Source organism: Microcoleus sp. AT3-D2, assembly GCF_036705715.1.
Lineage (GTDB): Bacteria > Cyanobacteriota > Cyanobacteriia > Cyanobacteriales > Microcoleaceae > Microcoleus.
On the sequence record NZ_JAUBVE010000023.1, the window covers coordinates 65,938 to 82,176 of the forward strand.

Sequence of the window (16,239 nt, forward strand, 5' to 3'; positions counted from 1 at the left end):
GGCGGCTTGATAGATATTGTCGATGTGAATGAAAGATTGTTGGTGAAAGCCGCCCCTACAAATATTGTCGTTAATTTATCGAAGCAGTTATTACTTGACCTATTTGGCATTGCAACCTATTCACCTCATCTGTGTTGGCGAGAGAACCTACAACTTGTTTGTATTGCTTGGGTCGGAGGAATAGATTGAGGTTAAAATTCCTCCAAATGGGGAGTTTTTTTAAATGATTCAAGTAGATTATACTGCAAAGGTTCGATACAGCATTGAAGCGTTATTTCCTTAAAAATAGCCGGAACAAAGCTGCACAACCAGCCTAATTAGACAGGCAGAAAAAGCGCTCGCATTCAATCATAACAAAAGTGGAAAATTCTGATTTTTATCCTAAAATTGAGGCAGCCATTCGCCAGCAAATGAAAGAAGGCAAAGATTAGTCTTTTATCCTAACAATATATTTATAAATGGGGAAGCGATCGCCCAAACCACTTTTTGTCTAAACCGCAGAAATCGCGCGCCGAAACTCCTTAACTGCTTCAACCCTAGAAGCCATCAGCAAGCAGCGAGACAGCAGGTTGATGTCTAAATCAGGCAATATTTCGCTTTGGTCAATTTTTTCATATCCGTGCGATCGCAAATGATACAGGCCAAATACTCCATCCTCCCAAAACCAAACTTCGGGGACTCCCAAGGCTTGGTAGCGATTCAACTTGCTTTCGTTACCGCTAGTAAATACAACTTCGATCGAGAGGTCTGCAATGCCTCCGGATGCTCTGCCAATTAAGTAAGATTGGTCTGCTTGTGCGGATGCTTTTCCTTCTTTTTCCTGGGTAAAGCTTCCTGTGGGAGTAAAATCGATTTCTTTTTCTACAAAATACGTACCCAGCAACAGGGCGATTACACCGCTGAAGACTTCATGTTCTTGCGAAACTGCCAAGATTTCTACCTCACCTTTGAAATAAAACAGTCGGATGCCGGGGGAATCAGAAAACCCCTGCTCGATTAGCTTGAATTGTTGCCAATCAATCCCGGAGTGAATTAGGCGCTGGTCTTTTGGCTTGTCTAATGTTGCTGTCATGGCACGACCTCGTTTAACTATTTTCTAGCAATTTGAATTCACCCAAGTTTGCCAGCAGATTGGTATGGTGCGTGCGATCAAAAAAAAATGTTTAAATCGAAACGATCGATGTTAGACGCACCATACAAGTTGATTTAACTATTATATTATCATTGAAATGCGGCAACCGAAACTCGATCGCGCCCTGATTCTTTCGCCCGATAAAGCGACTCATCGGCCATCGCAATTAGATCCCCCGGCTGCGACTTCGCCCCCGGAATGCAGCAAGCTACACCCAAACTCAGCGTCACGTATTCGCTGACAGCAGACTTAGCGTGAGCTATGTGCAAACCCCGCACCTGTTGTGCGATCATTTCAGCTACGCAAGTGGCACCTTCAATATCCGTATTCGGCAAAACTACTACAAATTCTTCTCCACCGTAACGCGCTACTAAATCTGCAGCTCGCTTTACCGAATGCTGGATAACCGCCGCCACTTGCCGCAAACATTCATCCCCCGCTTGATGACCGTAAGTGTCGTTGTAAAGTTTGAAATAATCAATGTCGCACATAATCAAAGACAGCGGTGCTTCTTCCCTCGCCAAACGCCGCCATTCCGTATCGAGGTATTCATTAAAAGAGTGGCGGTTTCTTACCTCAGTCAAACTGTCGTAATTTGCCAAATAATGCAAGGCTCGATTCACTGTTTCTAGCTGCTGTTTCTGCTGCTGCAACTGACGGTTGAGTTCCGCCAACTGCTGTTCGGCTGAGTGCGATCGCAACAAATTTCTCACCCTCGCGAGCAATTCCCTCTCGTCAAAAGGCTTAGAGATATAATCGTCAGCACCCGCATCCAAACTTTCGATCCGAGATTCCATCCCCGATCGCGCTGTCAAAAAGATTACCGGAGTCGATTTCAATTCTGGCGTGTTCCGAATCTCCTTAAGCAAATCCAGTCCGTTTTGTCTGGGCATAACTTGGTCGCTCACAATCAAATTTGGCTGCAAACTTTTGGCTTTTTCTAAACCTTCAACCCCGTCACTCGCCACGGCGACTCGATAGTACGGACTTAATAAATTTTGGAGGTAAGCCTGCAGAAAATTGTTGTCTTCTACTACCAGCAACAGCGGTAATTCTCGGCTGTCACTTGTTAATTGTTCCAGATGATTTTTGTCGTCAAAACTGTTAGGTTCCGGCAGCGGGGCCTGGGGTGTGGTCGCCCGGATATTTCCCGAACCCCACTCTCCGGAGCCGAATCCAGTCAGTCCAGCCAATTGGGCGATCGCGCTCACCAACTGATTCGCTTCCACCGGCTTCGACAAATGCCTCTGAAACCCCGCCTCCAGGGCCGATGCCGAATCTTCTTCCTCGATGCCTCCAGTCAGCGCCACGGCCGGCAGCAGTTCCCTGTGCTCGGACATTTCCATGGCTCTGATGCGGCGGATCAAATCGCAGCCGTCGGCTCCCGACACCGCCATATCGCTCACCAACACGTCGGGTCGCGACTGTTGCAACTCTGCCATCGCTTCGCAGGCGCTACCCACCGCTGTTACCTTGGCTCCAAATGCTTCGAGGCCTGTTTTGAGAAATTGCCGGATCTCGGTGCTGCTTTCCACCACCAGGACTTGCTTTCCCGCTAGGGGTTTGGAAACCGATCCGGGTCTGCTTTCGCTTTGGGCGATCGCAGCAGTGCGATCGTCCTGTGCATTTTTGTTGGCAATCGGTAGCAGCACCCCAAAGGTCGCCCCCTGACCGAGGCCGGGACTCGAAGCCCAAACACTTCCCCCGTGCAGTTCCACTAACTGCCGCACAATTGAGAGCCCGAGCCCAAGCCGATTTTGTTCCTTGTTCTGGAAGTTGTCTGCAGGGCGGAAGTAGTCAAAGATGTGCGGCAGAAATTTGGGGTCGATGCCGCAACCGCTGTCGCTGACCCGAATCAAGACGCCCGACTCAGTAGACTCGATCCGCACTTGAACTGGGTATGGTGTCGATTCTGGGGTGAATTTGATGGCGTTGGCAAGGAGGTTCCAGACTACTTGCTGCAAGCGTTCTGCATCTGCCAAAACGTAGCAGACGGCGGGGTCGAAATGTTTTTCTACGCGGAGCTTTTTGGCATCGGCGGCGGGACGGAGGGTGTCGATCGCAGATTCTATGAGAGACGGGAGGTGAACTTGGCCGATGTTCAGGCACACTTTCCCTCGCAGCAACCGCGAGAGGTCGAGGAGATTGTCTATTTGCCTGTTTTGTAATTTGGCGTTGCGCTCGATGATTTCCAAAGCGCGGCTGGTGGTGGCTTCGTTGAAATTGCGCGATCGAGCTAGCTGCGCCCATCCCAAAATCGCGCTCAGGGGCGATCGCAGTTCGTGGGAGGCGATCGCCAGAAATTCGTCTTTTGCCCGGTTGGCTTCGGCTTGGGCTGCTTCAACGGCTTTGCGATCGGTGATGTCGAATCCGATCGCCAAATACTGACAGGGTTTTCCCTTACAGTCCAACAGTGGAACTACTGCTGCGTACACCCAATAATTACTTCCATTCTTGGCTTTATTCTGAATGTCTCCTTGCCAAATTTCACCTTTGGCAACAGTTAATAGCAGATTTTTGATGATTTCCGAAGATTTATATTCCGAATGGAGGATGCCGAAGTGGCAGCCGATGAGTTCTTCCTGGGAATAGTTGGAGATTGAGCAAACTCGTTCGCTGACATAGTTGATAATTCCTCGCGCGTCCGTCCTCACCGCAAGTGTCGATATGTCGATCGCTCTTTTAAAATCTAAACATTCTTGTAGCGACCAATCTAGTTCTTTTGTCGTAGAAAATTGACCTAGCCGATCGGACGCGTTTTGTTGCTGGCGATCGGGCTTATCCTTACTCCGTTGTTGGATTTCCATTGCTTCTATTTTCCCCTGACGGCTGACACCTAATCTACTCGCATCCTGATTCATTATCACAATTTTCTTTCCCGCACCGACAGGTGTAATATTTTGTATCTCTTCATTTTCCTGAAAAATTGGTAGGTACCACATCCACTCGGGAGTCAACTCAATTTTTGTTTATAGTTGGCTAAAGTTTGTCAATCTGAGGACTGATTTTTTCATATCTAGCCGCGCATCGGCTGTTGGCTCATTCCTTGTTATCTTTTATATTTTACTAGGGGGAATCACTGATAAATTTATGGTGTGGAGCACACGCAGACAGTTACATTCTTGTTTGAAACGGATATCATAACCGTCAACTTTTTTCTCACAATTACTCCTAGTATCTGGCACAAAGTCTCGTCTTCGGCAGGCTTTCGCGTCTGTGGCATTCTGCCTCATCTGCACTGAAGGAGATATATGTGCAGGGCTAGACAGTTCCCAAATTACGGGCGGGTTTGGGCGCACAAAGTCCCTGTCTGGCGATCGTCCGTAACTTCTTTTAAATTATTTTCTTCAACATCTTGACAGGTTTGTATATTTTTTGTATTATCAAATGTAATATGCCTTCAGAGAAGAGAACCGCCAAACTGGCTTGACGCACTCAACTATTAACAACTTGAGGAAAATCGTCTGTGAATTTAGACGCTATACGCGAGCAATTTGAACAAATAGCCTTTGATTATGACGGCTTAATTCCCCGCATCATTCCGCACTATGGCGAGCAACACCATGTAATATTGCAGTTAATCCCTTCTGAAACTAATGCTAACATAAAAGTTCTGGATTTAGGCGCGGGAACTGGCATACTGTCGGCTGTGATTCTGTCAGCATTTCCTCAAGCAAAAGTCCTAGCCTTTGACATGGCCCAAAATATGCTGAAAACTTGCCAAACTAACTTGTCTGCTTTCCGAGAACGGCTGACCTTGCAGCAAGGAAACTTTGCCGAAGATGATTTCGGCAGCGGTTACGATTTGGTAGTTTCAGGGTTGGCAATCCACCACCTCGACAGCGCAGGTAAACAACAGCTATTTCACAAACTTTTCCACTCCATGAATCCAGGGGGAACCTTGCTAATTCGAGATATTGTGACAGGTGCTACTCCCAGGCTGACTGAGCAATACGAACAGTTGTGGCGGCAGTACATGAAAGCTAACGGAGAAGACGATGCAGTCTGGTTTAAAAAATATCTACAAGAAGATATTCCCTCCTCTGTGGAAGAGCAGACAAAGTGGCTTGCAGAAGCTGGTTTTGCAGACGTAGGATGTCACTGGCGCTATCTCAACTTTGCTATTTTTGGCGGAGTTATTCCCAAGTAGAAGGTATTCGGCAGAATGCAGAGTTTTTGATAATTATCAAAAGATAAAGCTCGTAAAATATTGCACCCAGAATATTTTTTCGTTCCCAGTCGCCTCACCTAATTATATAGGTATTTAAGGGCGCACCTTACCGCTATAACTCGCGCGTAAGACCAGTTTTTATGTCCGGGAATATTTTTACGAAAACCTGTAGAGGCGGGTTCCCTCAATCGCCCTCTGGTAGTGCAAACATATTCAACCAACCCGCCTCCAATCAACGATATAACCCGGTGACATTTTGTAAAAGGTGATTTAAAATCTCAATAAATAAAGTAAAGTTATGAACGATTCTCGATTAGTAAAAATCAGCAGATATCTCAGCAAACACCTGCGTCACGCCCCCTCGCGCATCGGCATTGAACTCGCTCCCGGTGGCTGGGTTGCTGTTAGCAAACTCCTCGATGCGTGCCAAAAAAATAACTTTACCCTTCAGCTTGCAGAACTCAAAAAAGTAGTCGCGCAAAACGACAAGCAGCGCTTTTCATTTGACTCCACAGGAACTCTAATTCGTGCCAACCAAGGACACAGTGTAGAGGTTGACTTGCAGTTAGAACCCGCTGTTCCCCCGGATATTTTATATCACGGAACAGGTAGCACTGCCGTTGAGTCTATTCTCAGTCAAGGAATTAGGAAAATGTCGCGGCATCATGTTCATTTGTCCGTGAATATCCAGACGGCGCGACAAGTAGGTGCAAGACATGGCATCCCCGCAGTCTTTACTGTAGATGCCGCAGCCATGCAACACGATGGTCATACATTTTACTGCTCGGAAAACAAAGTTTGGTTAGTAGATTTTGTGCCGCCCGCTTATCTCAAAATAAGTTGATAATCTTCACTTTTTTTGTAGAATGTGTACCACAAAAAATGTAAAATAAGAGTAAGTAGGAGTTTTGCAAAATGAGTGCGGAATATATGGGCGATCGCGAAAACAATTTTCATCAAAACAATTCTCAAAATAGAGGTCTGCTAGGCTCTGGTTGGCGACCTTTTTATCGTCAATTTGATTGGGGACACCTGGTACATTTAGCGTCTAGCGACCCCCAAGAACTAGCTCAAAAAACTTTAGGTGCAGCTAGCGATATTGCCGACGCCATGGGGCGACACCAATATACTTGGTGGGCAAATATTTTAAATGTATTCTCGGAAAATACTCGCTACGAAATTGATGAATTTTGGGATTACATTACTCCGCAGCCAGTTTACCCGGATTACCGCTACAAAGATGTTTTAGTTACCGAAACGCCGGTGGTGCAATTGGTCAGCCGCGCTAGCATTCCCATCGACTACGTTCTCAACAAACTCCAAGAAATTACTGTTTTCAAAGTTCTGGCTTTGCTAGGGAAACCGGATGCGATTACCCAGTCTTTTATGGAGCGACATTTTTCTTATCCCCCGGAGCGATTTGTTAGCTGGGAACGCTTGGAAGTTTTGGGTACTGTTTATGCTTCTTGGGCCCGATTCGGCTGCTGGCTGCAAATTGATAGTTACGACAGGGGAAGACGCTGTTACACTCTGATTTGCCAAGATATTGCGCCGCTCGTTAGCAAGGCAACTTATAATTTAGCGGTGATTCTGGGCGGGTACAAAAGCCGCGTCGGACAGGTTCACAGCCAGTTCCCAATTCGCACGTTTTCGGAGGAGGTTCAAAGTTTTACCGATACAGTTCAGCAGGCAATTTTGGATCAAAATCAGTTGGCTGTTTTGGTTAGTGGCGAACCGGGGACGGGCAAAACTGCTTGGACGCAAGCGGTAGCAAAGGAAATTTTAGTGCCACTGGGTTATGTGATTTTTATCTTAGACCACGATGCTGTGGAAAATTTTGTGCCACCGAGTTATTTAGAGCGGATTTGTATTATTATCAACGAGGCTGATAATTTGGCTCAAGATCGATCGACTGCAGAAGCACAACGCACTAACAAAACTGAACACATTTTGAGTTTGCTGGATGGAACTTTGTATCAAAGCGTCATCGACGATCAAGGCATTCAATTTCAGCAAAAACTCGTAGTTTTGATGACTTGCAACACGACGGAAAGATTAGATCCTGCAATGTTACGGAAAGGGAGAGTGGATTTTACCAGTGAATTTACGCACAAATTTGTTTGAGCGCTCTCTTGCATTCTCAAGCTATCTGGCGATCGCACTGACTACACAATCTCATACCATGTTCGATTTTCGATGGAATGACTGATGAAGCTCAAGGTTTGGATCACGGGTCTACAGTTGCATTTTTTTTGCGAAATTGTATAAAATACCGAACGATCACCAAGAAATCTTTTCAATCTCAAAGGTTGGGGAAAAATTTCTTGATTACCTATAGACCATTGGTGTCAACAATCGCCTAAAACCCTTTGTATATCTCGTTTTTTGCCTAGTCTCGCTGCCCTCCTGCGCCCCGGAATAGTCGGGGGAGGTAACAGATCACTCCAGTCCCCTCCTACTATTATTCGGGGGGCGCCAGCGCGATCTATGCCTAATCGTCAAACAGCAACCGGGCACTAGCTTTGGTCTTAAACTGACACTAATGCCTATAGACATATCCCCATCAAAAATGATATCAATGATGGGTGATACCCTCTAAGGGTATTGTCCGAGAGAGGAAATCAGGGAAAAACAGCATTTTTGGTCTCAAACAGAATTTTTCAAACTTGACAGCTATGGAGGAAATCCCAAACCGTGCACACTAAGCCAGTTCAGCAAAAAAGTCAGGGACTGGGAAGGTACGTTGACGGGACTTTCCCGATCGCCCAACAACCTGCAGAGGCAACCGTGTCCGAGAGTAAAGACCGATTTCGGCGGTTTGTAGAGCGCTCCGCCGAGGCCGTGGCAATGGTAGATTGTGAAATGCGCTATCTGTCGGTTTCTCGTCGCTGGGAAACAGATTGCGGGTTGGGCGACGGCGAGGCCATCGGCCGATCTCATTGGGAACTGTTCCCGAATCTCCCGGAATATTGGGAGCAAAATGCCCAGGCTTGTTTGACGGGAGTTTTGGAATACAGCGAGTTTGTGGCAGGGCGATCGATCGCATCTGTATCAGAAAAAATCGCAAACTGCTCTGTCAGCGAGTCGGTAAGATGGGTATTTCAGCCTTGGACAAATAGCGAAGGTGCGATCGGCGGTTTGATTTTGTTGGCATCTAAGATAGGGGATGCTCCCGCTCAAACGAATTGCTATAATAAATTTCAGTCCGAGGTCAAAAGCAAGCAGTTAGAAACAATACCACAACTAACTCAAATTGCCCTCGAAAATGCTGCTGATACAATCTTTTTTAGTACCTCCGACGGTCAAATTTGCTACGCGAACAAAGCCGCTTGCCATCTTTTCGGCTACTCGGAATCGGAACTGCTAAACATGAGGGTTAGCGACATCGATTCGCACTTGCCAGCATCGGATTGGCGAGAACACTGGTCTCAACTCAAGCAGCAAACCAACCTCACTTTTGAAACCAGTTACAAAACCAAAGACGGCGCCCGTTTTTCCGTCGAAGTTAAAGTCAATTATTTAGAATACGGCGGCTGCGAATACCGCTGCGCGATCGCCCGCGACATTTCCGCTCGCCTTGCAGCCGAATCAGCGCTCGTAGAGGCAAAAGAGCAACTTCAAGCCGTTTTGGACGCGGTGCCGGGATTAGTTTCTTGGGTAAGTTCCGATTTGCGCTACTTGGGAGTAAATCGACATTTAGCTAGCGCTTACAAAATGCCTGCCGAACTATTTATTGGTCAAAAAGTAGGTTTTTTAGATACAAGTCCCAAATTTAACGATTTAGTATACGATTTCTTTGCCAACCATAAAAAGAAGACATCTCAAGAAGTAACAGCGAGCATCAGAGGAGAAAATAAAACTTATCTAATAGTAGCTCAAAAATACCATAACAATACGGCGGCGGTATTTGTGGGATTGGACATTACAGACAGCAAACAGTCTCTTGTGGCTTTGCAAGAATCCGAAGAACGCCTGCGGCAGCAAGCGGCTAGATTAGAGCAGGCGCTGTTAATTTTGCAGCGAGCTCAAACTCAACTGATTCAAACAGAAAAGATGTCATCCCTGGGGCAGTTGGTAGCCGGAATAGCGCACGAAATTAACAATCCAGTTAGTTTTATTTCGGGCAATGTCAGCCACGCCACTGGCTACATTCAAGAACTGCTGCGAACGATCGACCTTTACCAAAAGTATTATCCCCATCCCGTGCGGGAAATTCAAGATTTGATGGAGGAATTAGACTTAGACTTCATCAAAAAAGACTTGCCAAAACTGCTAAATTCCATGAAAGTCGGTTCGGAAAGGATTCGCGATGTCGTGCGATCGCTCCGCTTGTTCTCGCGTACCGACGAAGCTCAAATGAAGCCTGCTGATATCCACGAAGGTTTGGACAGCACTTTGCTGATCTTGCAAAATCGCCTGCAAGCTAAAGGGGGACGGCCGGGGATTTCTTTAGTTAAAGAGTACGGGGATTTGCCGCGAGTTCACTGCTATGCGGGACACTTAAACCAAGTGTTCATGCACTTGTTGACAAATGCGATCGACGCTTTGGAAGAAGGGGGGAGAAATGCCGAAAAGTATGGTAAAATTCAAAATCAGTCTTACTTGTCTTCAGGCAGGTCGAGCTCTGAAGTATTCAATCCCGAAATTCGGATTCGGACTTCTGTGGTAGGGGAAAACGAAGTTGCGATCGCCATTAGTGACAATGGTCCTGGCATGACTGAAGAAGTCCTCGACTGCATCTTTGATCCTTTGTTTACCACTAAATGTCCAGACACGAGCACTGGTTTGGGTCTAGCAATCTCCCAGCATTTAGTAGTAGAAAAGCACGGCGGTAAGTTGCACTGTGTGTCGCGTCCGGGAGAGGGAACGGAGTTGATCATTAAAATTGCGATCGGCAACGATTAATTAGCTATTTACAAATAGGAAATAAGATGGTAATTGAGTGGCTAAAATTTAAAGTATCTCAAGAAAAGTGGGAGCAGTTTATTCAGCGAGATCAGGAAGTTTGGACGGCGGGACTCAAAAATTGGGACGGTTTTTTAGGCAAAGAAATTTGGGTAGATCCGGTGGAAAATGAGGTGGTGATGTTGATTCGCTGGGAAACTAGGGAGAAGTGGAAGTCGGTTCCGCAAAGCACAATAGATGAGTTGGATGCCCAAATGGGGGATTTGCAAATTGCGATCGCCGAAAGTCGCGAATATCAAGTTCGCAAGTTTTTGCATTAGTTAGTCAGCAGTCAGTTGATGGTGTTAATTTTTGAAAGATTAATCATGAGTTTTACCTTGATTGTAACGCAGACATCGATTCGGTATTTGGTGTGAAGGGCGATCGATCTCGGTACAATCATTGCAGTGTTGGGTATTTGGTGTTAGGGGCGATCGCTCTTGATGCGTGAAGGGCGATCGCTCTCGGTACAATCATTGCAGTGTTGGGTATTTGGTGTTAGGGGCGATCGCAAGTATAAACTTTTTGCCTTGTTTATCACCACACCCGCCGAATTGGATAAGCATCAAAAGCCTCATCACGACTAATCAAAACAAGCGAATGATTCATTGTCTGTGCTACCAGAATGCGATCGAACGGATCTCGGTGATGCAGGGGAAGACCTGCGTAAATCTCAGTGTCTTCAAATGTAATTGGTAGAATTTGAGCGTTAATGTATTGCAATTCCTTCGGAAAATCTTCAAAGGGTCGATTCAGTTGAAGCTTACCGACATTAATTTTAATGGAGATTTCCCACAGGCTGGCAATACTAAAATACAAATTTGTTTTAGTATCGATCGCTTCTTTTGCTTTATTACCTAGATTGGAATCGCCAAGCAAGTACCACAGCAAGGCATGAGTATCTAAAAGGCATTCCATGTTACATATATTCCTTTAAATCTTCCAGTGGCTCATCGAAATCATCAGACATGACGATTTGACCTGCCCAACTACCATAACCATGAGGTTGTTCAAGTTGTTCTGGAGATGATTCAGTTTTTGCGTGTTTCTCAAGTAAATATTTTGCATAATGCAATATCTCTTGTTTGAGAGATTCTGGCATCTTGACGACAGTTTGAAAAATCTGTAGATCGATAGTCATGATTTCTGTGCAATTTTTACTAGATCATGTTCACTCATTATACTGTAATTGCAGTCAGAAGGTATTTGGTGCGAAGGGCGATCGCACTGGGTACAATCATCGTAATGTTTGGTATTTGGTGTGAAGGGCGATCGGTCTTTCATTTTAGGCGATCGGTCGTCAGAAACAAGCACTTGCGATGTTATGCGATGTTATTTTCTTTAACTTCTGCGATCGGATCAACAATAGCTACCAAAGCAACAGGAATCGGCACGAAATAACTTGACTCTTCATCTAAGAAATCATCACCACCCATGCTGAAAGAATCTTGAACCCATTGAGAGATATCCCGCCCTGCTGATTTTGCCAGCTCGATTACTTCGGGTGATAGATAGACTACATCTTGAACAATTTGCGCCTCCAAGAAAGTAATCATGTCATGTACTTCAATAGCAGAAGCACCATCGGGATTGACTGGCTGACTAAAATCAGTTGTAAAAGTGTAGTATGTCAAGTATTTAGCTGAGTCTGATGATTTGTTTTTCTCTAATTCTCGTAATGGATGGGTTGCAAACAGCAAGTAAGAGCCGCCTTTAAGATTGGGAAAATGTTCGCAGAGCTTTTCTGCAGAAACAGCCATAAAATCCGCTTGTCTTTGTCTAGCAAGAGACTGAGTTAAGTTTCCAATTGGATCAATTGGATCGTCTCCAGGAACACGAAGAGGTTGATGTTGTTCTGTTCCCTCACTTTTTTTTAGAAACCAAGGCAGCAACCCTGCTAATCCCTTGGGATTTTTTTCTTGGCTAAAAAGAGCAAATTCTGGGTCAAAGTTAAATTTTCTATCTTTTTTTTTGTTTTTCTGCTTGATTACGAGAACTTCAGAAACTGCTGACTCCATCTCTGTTTTGTCTTCCCCAAAAACAGGACGTTGCCATTCCTTAGCTTCAAAAGCTAGTTTATGTTGGTAAGGATCGTATTGAGTAACTTCCAAATCATACCAAGTTCTGAGGCGTTTACGTAGCTTCTCGCGATCGAGAACCTCAATGGGTTTTAGCTGTTCATTTAACTTACGAAGCTCTGTCTCCATGACATCACTGCTTTCCTTTGCTACTTTTAGAATTTGGTCTACAGTTTTTTCATCACCACTGTCATCTTCAATAGCACTTGCAATTTTGCCCTCTTGCTTATTATCAAGCTGTCCCAAAATTTTCAATTGCATACGCGGATCTGTAACTCCTGCTTTTTCGAGACGCTTTAGTAAGGCTGTATCTCTTTTTTCGGCTAATGTACCCTCTAAAATGAGATAGTAGGCAGTGACATCAGAAATTTGACCTAATCGAGCAACCCTCCCATTACGTTGCATTAAAACAGCAGGATCGGGACTGAGATCCCAATGCACAACTTTATTGGCTACTTGAAAATCTAATCCTTCGTCCGCCGCAGAAGTTGCGACAAGGATGCGGTATTTTTGGTTGCGATCGTAAAATTCCTTAACTACATTCTTTCGATCATCAGCACTCATCTCCCCAGTAAGAGCCCGACTTTGTTTAGGAAAAGTTGCGGTAATAATGGCAGTAGTTTGTAAGACCTCAGTAAAAACGAGAAAACGAGAATCGGGATGTTCTTCTAGCATAGCTCTTAGCCAGTTTAGCTTGGCATTTTCAACACTTCTACCTGATGCCAACAAGTCTAAGGCTAATTTTGTCAGTTCTAATATTTCCTCTATCGTTGCTTCTAAATCTGTATCATCGTCATCATCTCGATCATTTTTTTGTTTTGCGTTCTCCAGTAGTTTTTTCTGAAAGTCACGAATAGCAGGTATATTGCCATCCTTCAAGTGGGCAGAGTCAAATGAAAAATTACTGTCAGAAGGAAATATAACCTTTTTGGCGTATCCTGTAACTGTATCCCTCTCAGTATCAAATTTCGCTAGGTGTTTGGAAATCTCGCGAATTAATTTCCTTAAATCTTGAGTATCAGCGAAGTTATCTGTCTTATACTTGTGATCATTTTGCCATTTTGGATGATGGCGGACACACCAACGAAATAGCCAACAAGCACCTGCAAGGGAACTACTGGTTAAACGTGTTTCAAGATGTGCTGTAGCAAACCCTCCAAAACTACCCCTATGATCTCGATAAATACGCTGTACTGTCCTTTTGATTTTTTCTAGCGTTGACAGATACTCTTCATCAGTTTTTTCGAGACTTGGCTCACCTTCGCGGTGGGGACGAACTATCATTAATTTCGGAAATAATCTTTGGTCAGACCAATTACGAATCTCATCCTGTTGCCGCCAAATGACTGCTACGGGTGAATCATCTTTTGATATTGCTGCTCGAAGTTCTTTGTTGCCAATATCGTTAGCATAGGCATTTTCAAAAGCAGTTTGGTGTACCAGTAATCGCAATAAATTTGTAAATTGATTGGCAGAGCGAAAAGGTGTAGCACTCATCAAGATAACTAGCTCTGGCGGTTCTGAGTCTTTCCAGAACTTACCTGCGATCATTTGATATGCAGTTTTATAAGCTTGTGTTGTATCAATTGCCGATTCTACATATGACTCCCCATTGATGAGGTTAGCATTGCTGGCACAGTGATGACATTCATCAATGATGATGATATTTGGTTTAACTCCTTTAGGTAGCTCTTTCTTATCATTAAGATATCGTCTAGCAGCGTGCATACTAGCAATCCGAGTACCTTTTTGACTAATGCTATCGCCATATTGTCTAAAAGAATCTACAACACTAATAATGCTTCCATCAACAGAATCTTTAATCACACTACGTAGTTTATCTCTAACATCTTCTGTTAAGCCACCAGAAGTTAGATAAAGACAACGCAAATCATCTTTTTGTGCAATCAGCTTGTCTCTTAATATTAAGCCTACTTCAATTGTTTTACCTAAACCTACTTCGTCGGCGATCAGAATTCGCTTAATGCGAGACTCATGATTTTTAACATACTGTTGTAATGCTAATTGATGAGGAAAAGGATCTTTGTCACTAGCGGTAATCCGCCCAGAATAGATATTTGCGAGGAGCTCTAATGCACCCAATCTTAGAACAGTTTTAATATGATGCTGATGCTTTAGGTCATTTTTTTCTAGGACGCTTTCACCTGCATAGTATGTATGGTTTTCCTTGAAACGTAACCATACGTCAGGGAATTCTTCTTTAATTTTTTTCCAGTGGCGTAAGTTTTTGAAGCGGATACCTCGCCCATCTAGTACGCTGTTTTCGCTGTCAGTTGTTTCGATTGTATAGGCTAAATGGGTATAGGCATTGCGATCGACACTACTGGGATCAGCCCAGACAACATCTGCATGATTACCGCTCTCAGATGGGATTTCAAACAGGCTATACGTCATGCGTCTGTCCTCAGAAGTTTTTGATTGTGGCTAAGTTTTCAATGCCTATTTTACTAAGGTAATGACAACAAACCAGTCGCTACTTCTCCTATTATTTGTGGAAATCCAATTTTTGTCTAGCCCAAAAATGTTCAATTTTGTCAACAATTTTACCTGCTTTCACTCTCTTTAATCTAGTTTTGTACAAAAATGTGGAAAAATGTATTAAACTGTTCTTAAATGTGAGCTATAATACAAAAAAATTACCTCTTCCGGCCCCGATGAACCTAAAAGAAGCTTTAAAAATCGCGGATAAAATTGTCTTTGAGAAAACGGGTCAACACCTTGACGATTTACAAGAGGCGGTACTGCGGGGAACTCTAGAACGCGAGACATACAAGCACATAGCCAAAGACTTTGATTGTTCGGAAAGTAGTGTTCGGAAAGTGGGCGCAGAATTATGGGAAATACTTTCAGAAGAGTTGGGAGAAGATATTAGTAAATCAAATTTACGATCGGCAATAGAGAGATTGCAAGTCTCCTTATTTTCATCAAATTTTGCACAAAACGTTAGCGAACAACACATCAGTAGTATTTTCAACATTTGTGGAGAAGGAAGACACCCACCAGAACAAAGAAACTCACACCCACCAAATCAGGAAACAGCTAACTCAAAACCAACTAAAACTCTACATCAAGATTTAAGCGAGATGCCGGAGTTGGGCAATTTCTTCGATCGCACTTCCGAACTCCAAACCCTCACAACCTGGATTCTACAACAAAACTGCCGCCTCATCACCCTCACCGGCATCAGCGGTATCGGCAAAACATCCCTAGCAGTACAACTCGTAAAACAAATCAAAAACGAGTTTGAGTACGCAGTTTGGTACACACTAGACGAATTCCCCACCATCGATAAATTTCAATCTAACCTAACACAGCTTTTTTCCCAGTCAGAAAACCTAGATTCCTCCCCAACAAACCAGAAACGCTTACCGCTGATTAAGTATTTACAAAACCATCGCTGTTTAGTAGTCTTGGATGACGTTCACAACCTTTTTTCTAGCGGCGAATTCGCAGGAAAGTATAAACCAAAATACGAAGAATATCGCTCTCTATTCAAACAAATAGAAAAATTATCCCATCAAAGTTGCTTCCTGCTAATCGGTTGGGAACCGCCCAAAGAAGTGCCTCAACTCACCAGCGAAAATACTCCCATTCGTACCTTACAACTCACTGGTTTAGATAGTGCGGCTGCACGGGAAATTCTCAGAGATAAAGGATTAGCAGAAATCGATAACTGCGAAGCACTCATTCACCGCTACCAAGGCAATCCCTTCTGGTTAAAAAGCGTGGCGACTTTGATTCAAGAGTTGGGAATTGGCGCGACTGACTTATTAATAGATGATACCATATTGTTGCCGGAAGATGTGAAAGATGTTTGGGTGCATCTCACTTTGGCGAATGTGTCAAAAAAGAGTTAAAATGAAAAAGCTAGTAAAATCGTTAAATAAATATGA

General features: G+C 44.2%; 12 protein-coding genes. 7 read left to right on the top strand and 5 right to left on the bottom strand.

Annotated elements, in window-relative coordinates:
* Window positions 1–64 precede the first annotated feature (64 nt).
* Window positions 65–184: a DUF6888 family protein gene (locus tag QUB44_RS31165; protein ID WP_445299897.1), complete on the top strand. Its 120-nt coding sequence runs from the start codon at window positions 65–67 to the stop codon at window positions 182–184.
* Window positions 185–490: 306 nt separating this feature from the next.
* Here the strand turns inward: QUB44_RS31165 and QUB44_RS12895 are convergent, their stop codons facing one another.
* A complete protein-coding gene (locus QUB44_RS12895; RefSeq protein ID WP_333367682.1) occupies window positions 491–1,072 on the bottom strand; it encodes a Uma2 family endonuclease in 582 nt (193 codons plus the stop codon).
* Between the two features lie 149 nt (window positions 1,073–1,221).
* A complete protein-coding gene (locus tag QUB44_RS12900; RefSeq protein WP_333367686.1) occupies window positions 1,222–4,074 on the bottom strand; it encodes a diguanylate cyclase in 2,853 nt (950 codons plus the stop codon).
* 524 nt (window positions 4,075–4,598) lie between these two features.
* On the opposite strand from QUB44_RS12900, the gene QUB44_RS12905 reads away from it, so the two are divergent.
* The 5 genes from QUB44_RS12905 to QUB44_RS12925 all read left to right on the top strand — a co-directional run bounded on the left by QUB44_RS12905 (window position 4,599) and on the right by QUB44_RS12925 (window position 10,528).
* Complete coding sequence (locus QUB44_RS12905) at window positions 4,599–5,282, top strand: methyltransferase domain-containing protein (RefSeq protein ID WP_333367689.1); 684 nt, start codon at window positions 4,599–4,601, stop codon at window positions 5,280–5,282.
* 319 nt (window positions 5,283–5,601) lie between these two features.
* On the top strand, window positions 5,602–6,147 hold the full coding sequence (locus tag QUB44_RS12910) for an RNA 2'-phosphotransferase (protein ID WP_333367692.1): 546 nt from the start codon (window positions 5,602–5,604) through the stop codon (window positions 6,145–6,147).
* 71 nt (window positions 6,148–6,218) lie between these two features.
* Window positions 6,219–7,427 (top strand): AAA family ATPase, encoded by a 1,209-nt coding sequence (locus QUB44_RS12915; protein WP_333367695.1) that lies wholly within the window; start codon window positions 6,219–6,221, stop codon window positions 7,425–7,427.
* 570 nt (window positions 7,428–7,997) lie between these two features.
* Entirely contained in the window at window positions 7,998–10,208 is a 2,211-nt protein-coding gene (locus QUB44_RS12920; RefSeq protein ID WP_333367697.1) for a PAS domain S-box protein, read from the top strand.
* Window positions 10,209–10,234: 26 nt separating this feature from the next.
* Entirely contained in the window at window positions 10,235–10,528 is a 294-nt protein-coding gene (locus tag QUB44_RS12925; protein ID WP_333367699.1) for a TIGR03792 family protein, read from the top strand.
* Window positions 10,529–10,784: 256 nt separating this feature from the next.
* Here the strand turns inward: QUB44_RS12925 and QUB44_RS12930 are convergent, their stop codons facing one another.
* From QUB44_RS12930 to QUB44_RS12940, 3 genes are all read right to left on the bottom strand, one after another.
* On the bottom strand, window positions 10,785–11,165 hold the full coding sequence (locus tag QUB44_RS12930) for a type II toxin-antitoxin system VapC family toxin (RefSeq protein WP_333367702.1): 381 nt from the start codon (window positions 11,163–11,165) through the stop codon (window positions 10,785–10,787).
* Between the two features lies 1 nt (window position 11,166).
* Window positions 11,167–11,388: a type II toxin-antitoxin system VapB family antitoxin gene (gene vapB, locus QUB44_RS12935; protein ID WP_106150059.1), complete on the bottom strand. Its 222-nt coding sequence runs from the start codon at window positions 11,386–11,388 to the stop codon at window positions 11,167–11,169.
* Between the two features lie 181 nt (window positions 11,389–11,569).
* Window positions 11,570–14,740: a helicase-related protein gene (locus QUB44_RS12940; RefSeq protein ID WP_333367705.1), complete on the bottom strand. Its 3,171-nt coding sequence runs from the start codon at window positions 14,738–14,740 to the stop codon at window positions 11,570–11,572.
* Between the two features lie 260 nt (window positions 14,741–15,000).
* On the opposite strand from QUB44_RS12940, the gene QUB44_RS12945 reads away from it, so the two are divergent.
* A complete protein-coding gene (locus QUB44_RS12945; protein ID WP_333367708.1) occupies window positions 15,001–16,203 on the top strand; it encodes an NB-ARC domain-containing protein in 1,203 nt (400 codons plus the stop codon).
* The last annotated feature ends 36 nt before the right edge of the window (window positions 16,204–16,239 follow it).

What these genes read in the sequence shown, in the direction of transcription:
- vapB (WP_106150059.1), bottom strand. Translation starts at nt 11,388, where the DNA reads ATGACTATCGATCTACAGATTTTTCAAACTGTCGTCAAGATGCCAGAA.
- QUB44_RS12945 (WP_333367708.1), top strand. Translation starts at nt 15,001, where the DNA reads ATGAACCTAAAAGAAGCTTTAAAAATCGCGGATAAAATTGTCTTTGAG.
- QUB44_RS12910 (WP_333367692.1), top strand. Translation starts at nt 5,602, where the DNA reads ATGAACGATTCTCGATTAGTAAAAATCAGCAGATATCTCAGCAAACAC.
- QUB44_RS12940 (WP_333367705.1), bottom strand. Translation starts at nt 14,740, where the DNA reads ATGACGTATAGCCTGTTTGAAATCCCATCTGAGAGCGGTAATCATGCA.
- QUB44_RS12895 (WP_333367682.1), bottom strand. Translation starts at nt 1,072, where the DNA reads ATGACAGCAACATTAGACAAGCCAAAAGACCAGCGCCTAATTCACTCC.
- QUB44_RS12930 (WP_333367702.1), bottom strand. Translation starts at nt 11,165, where the DNA reads ATGGAATGCCTTTTAGATACTCATGCCTTGCTGTGGTACTTGCTTGGC.
- QUB44_RS12915 (WP_333367695.1), top strand. Translation starts at nt 6,219, where the DNA reads ATGAGTGCGGAATATATGGGCGATCGCGAAAACAATTTTCATCAAAAC.
- QUB44_RS12900 (WP_333367686.1), bottom strand. Translation starts at nt 4,074, where the DNA reads ATGTGGTACCTACCAATTTTTCAGGAAAATGAAGAGATACAAAATATT.
- QUB44_RS12925 (WP_333367699.1), top strand. Translation starts at nt 10,235, where the DNA reads ATGGTAATTGAGTGGCTAAAATTTAAAGTATCTCAAGAAAAGTGGGAG.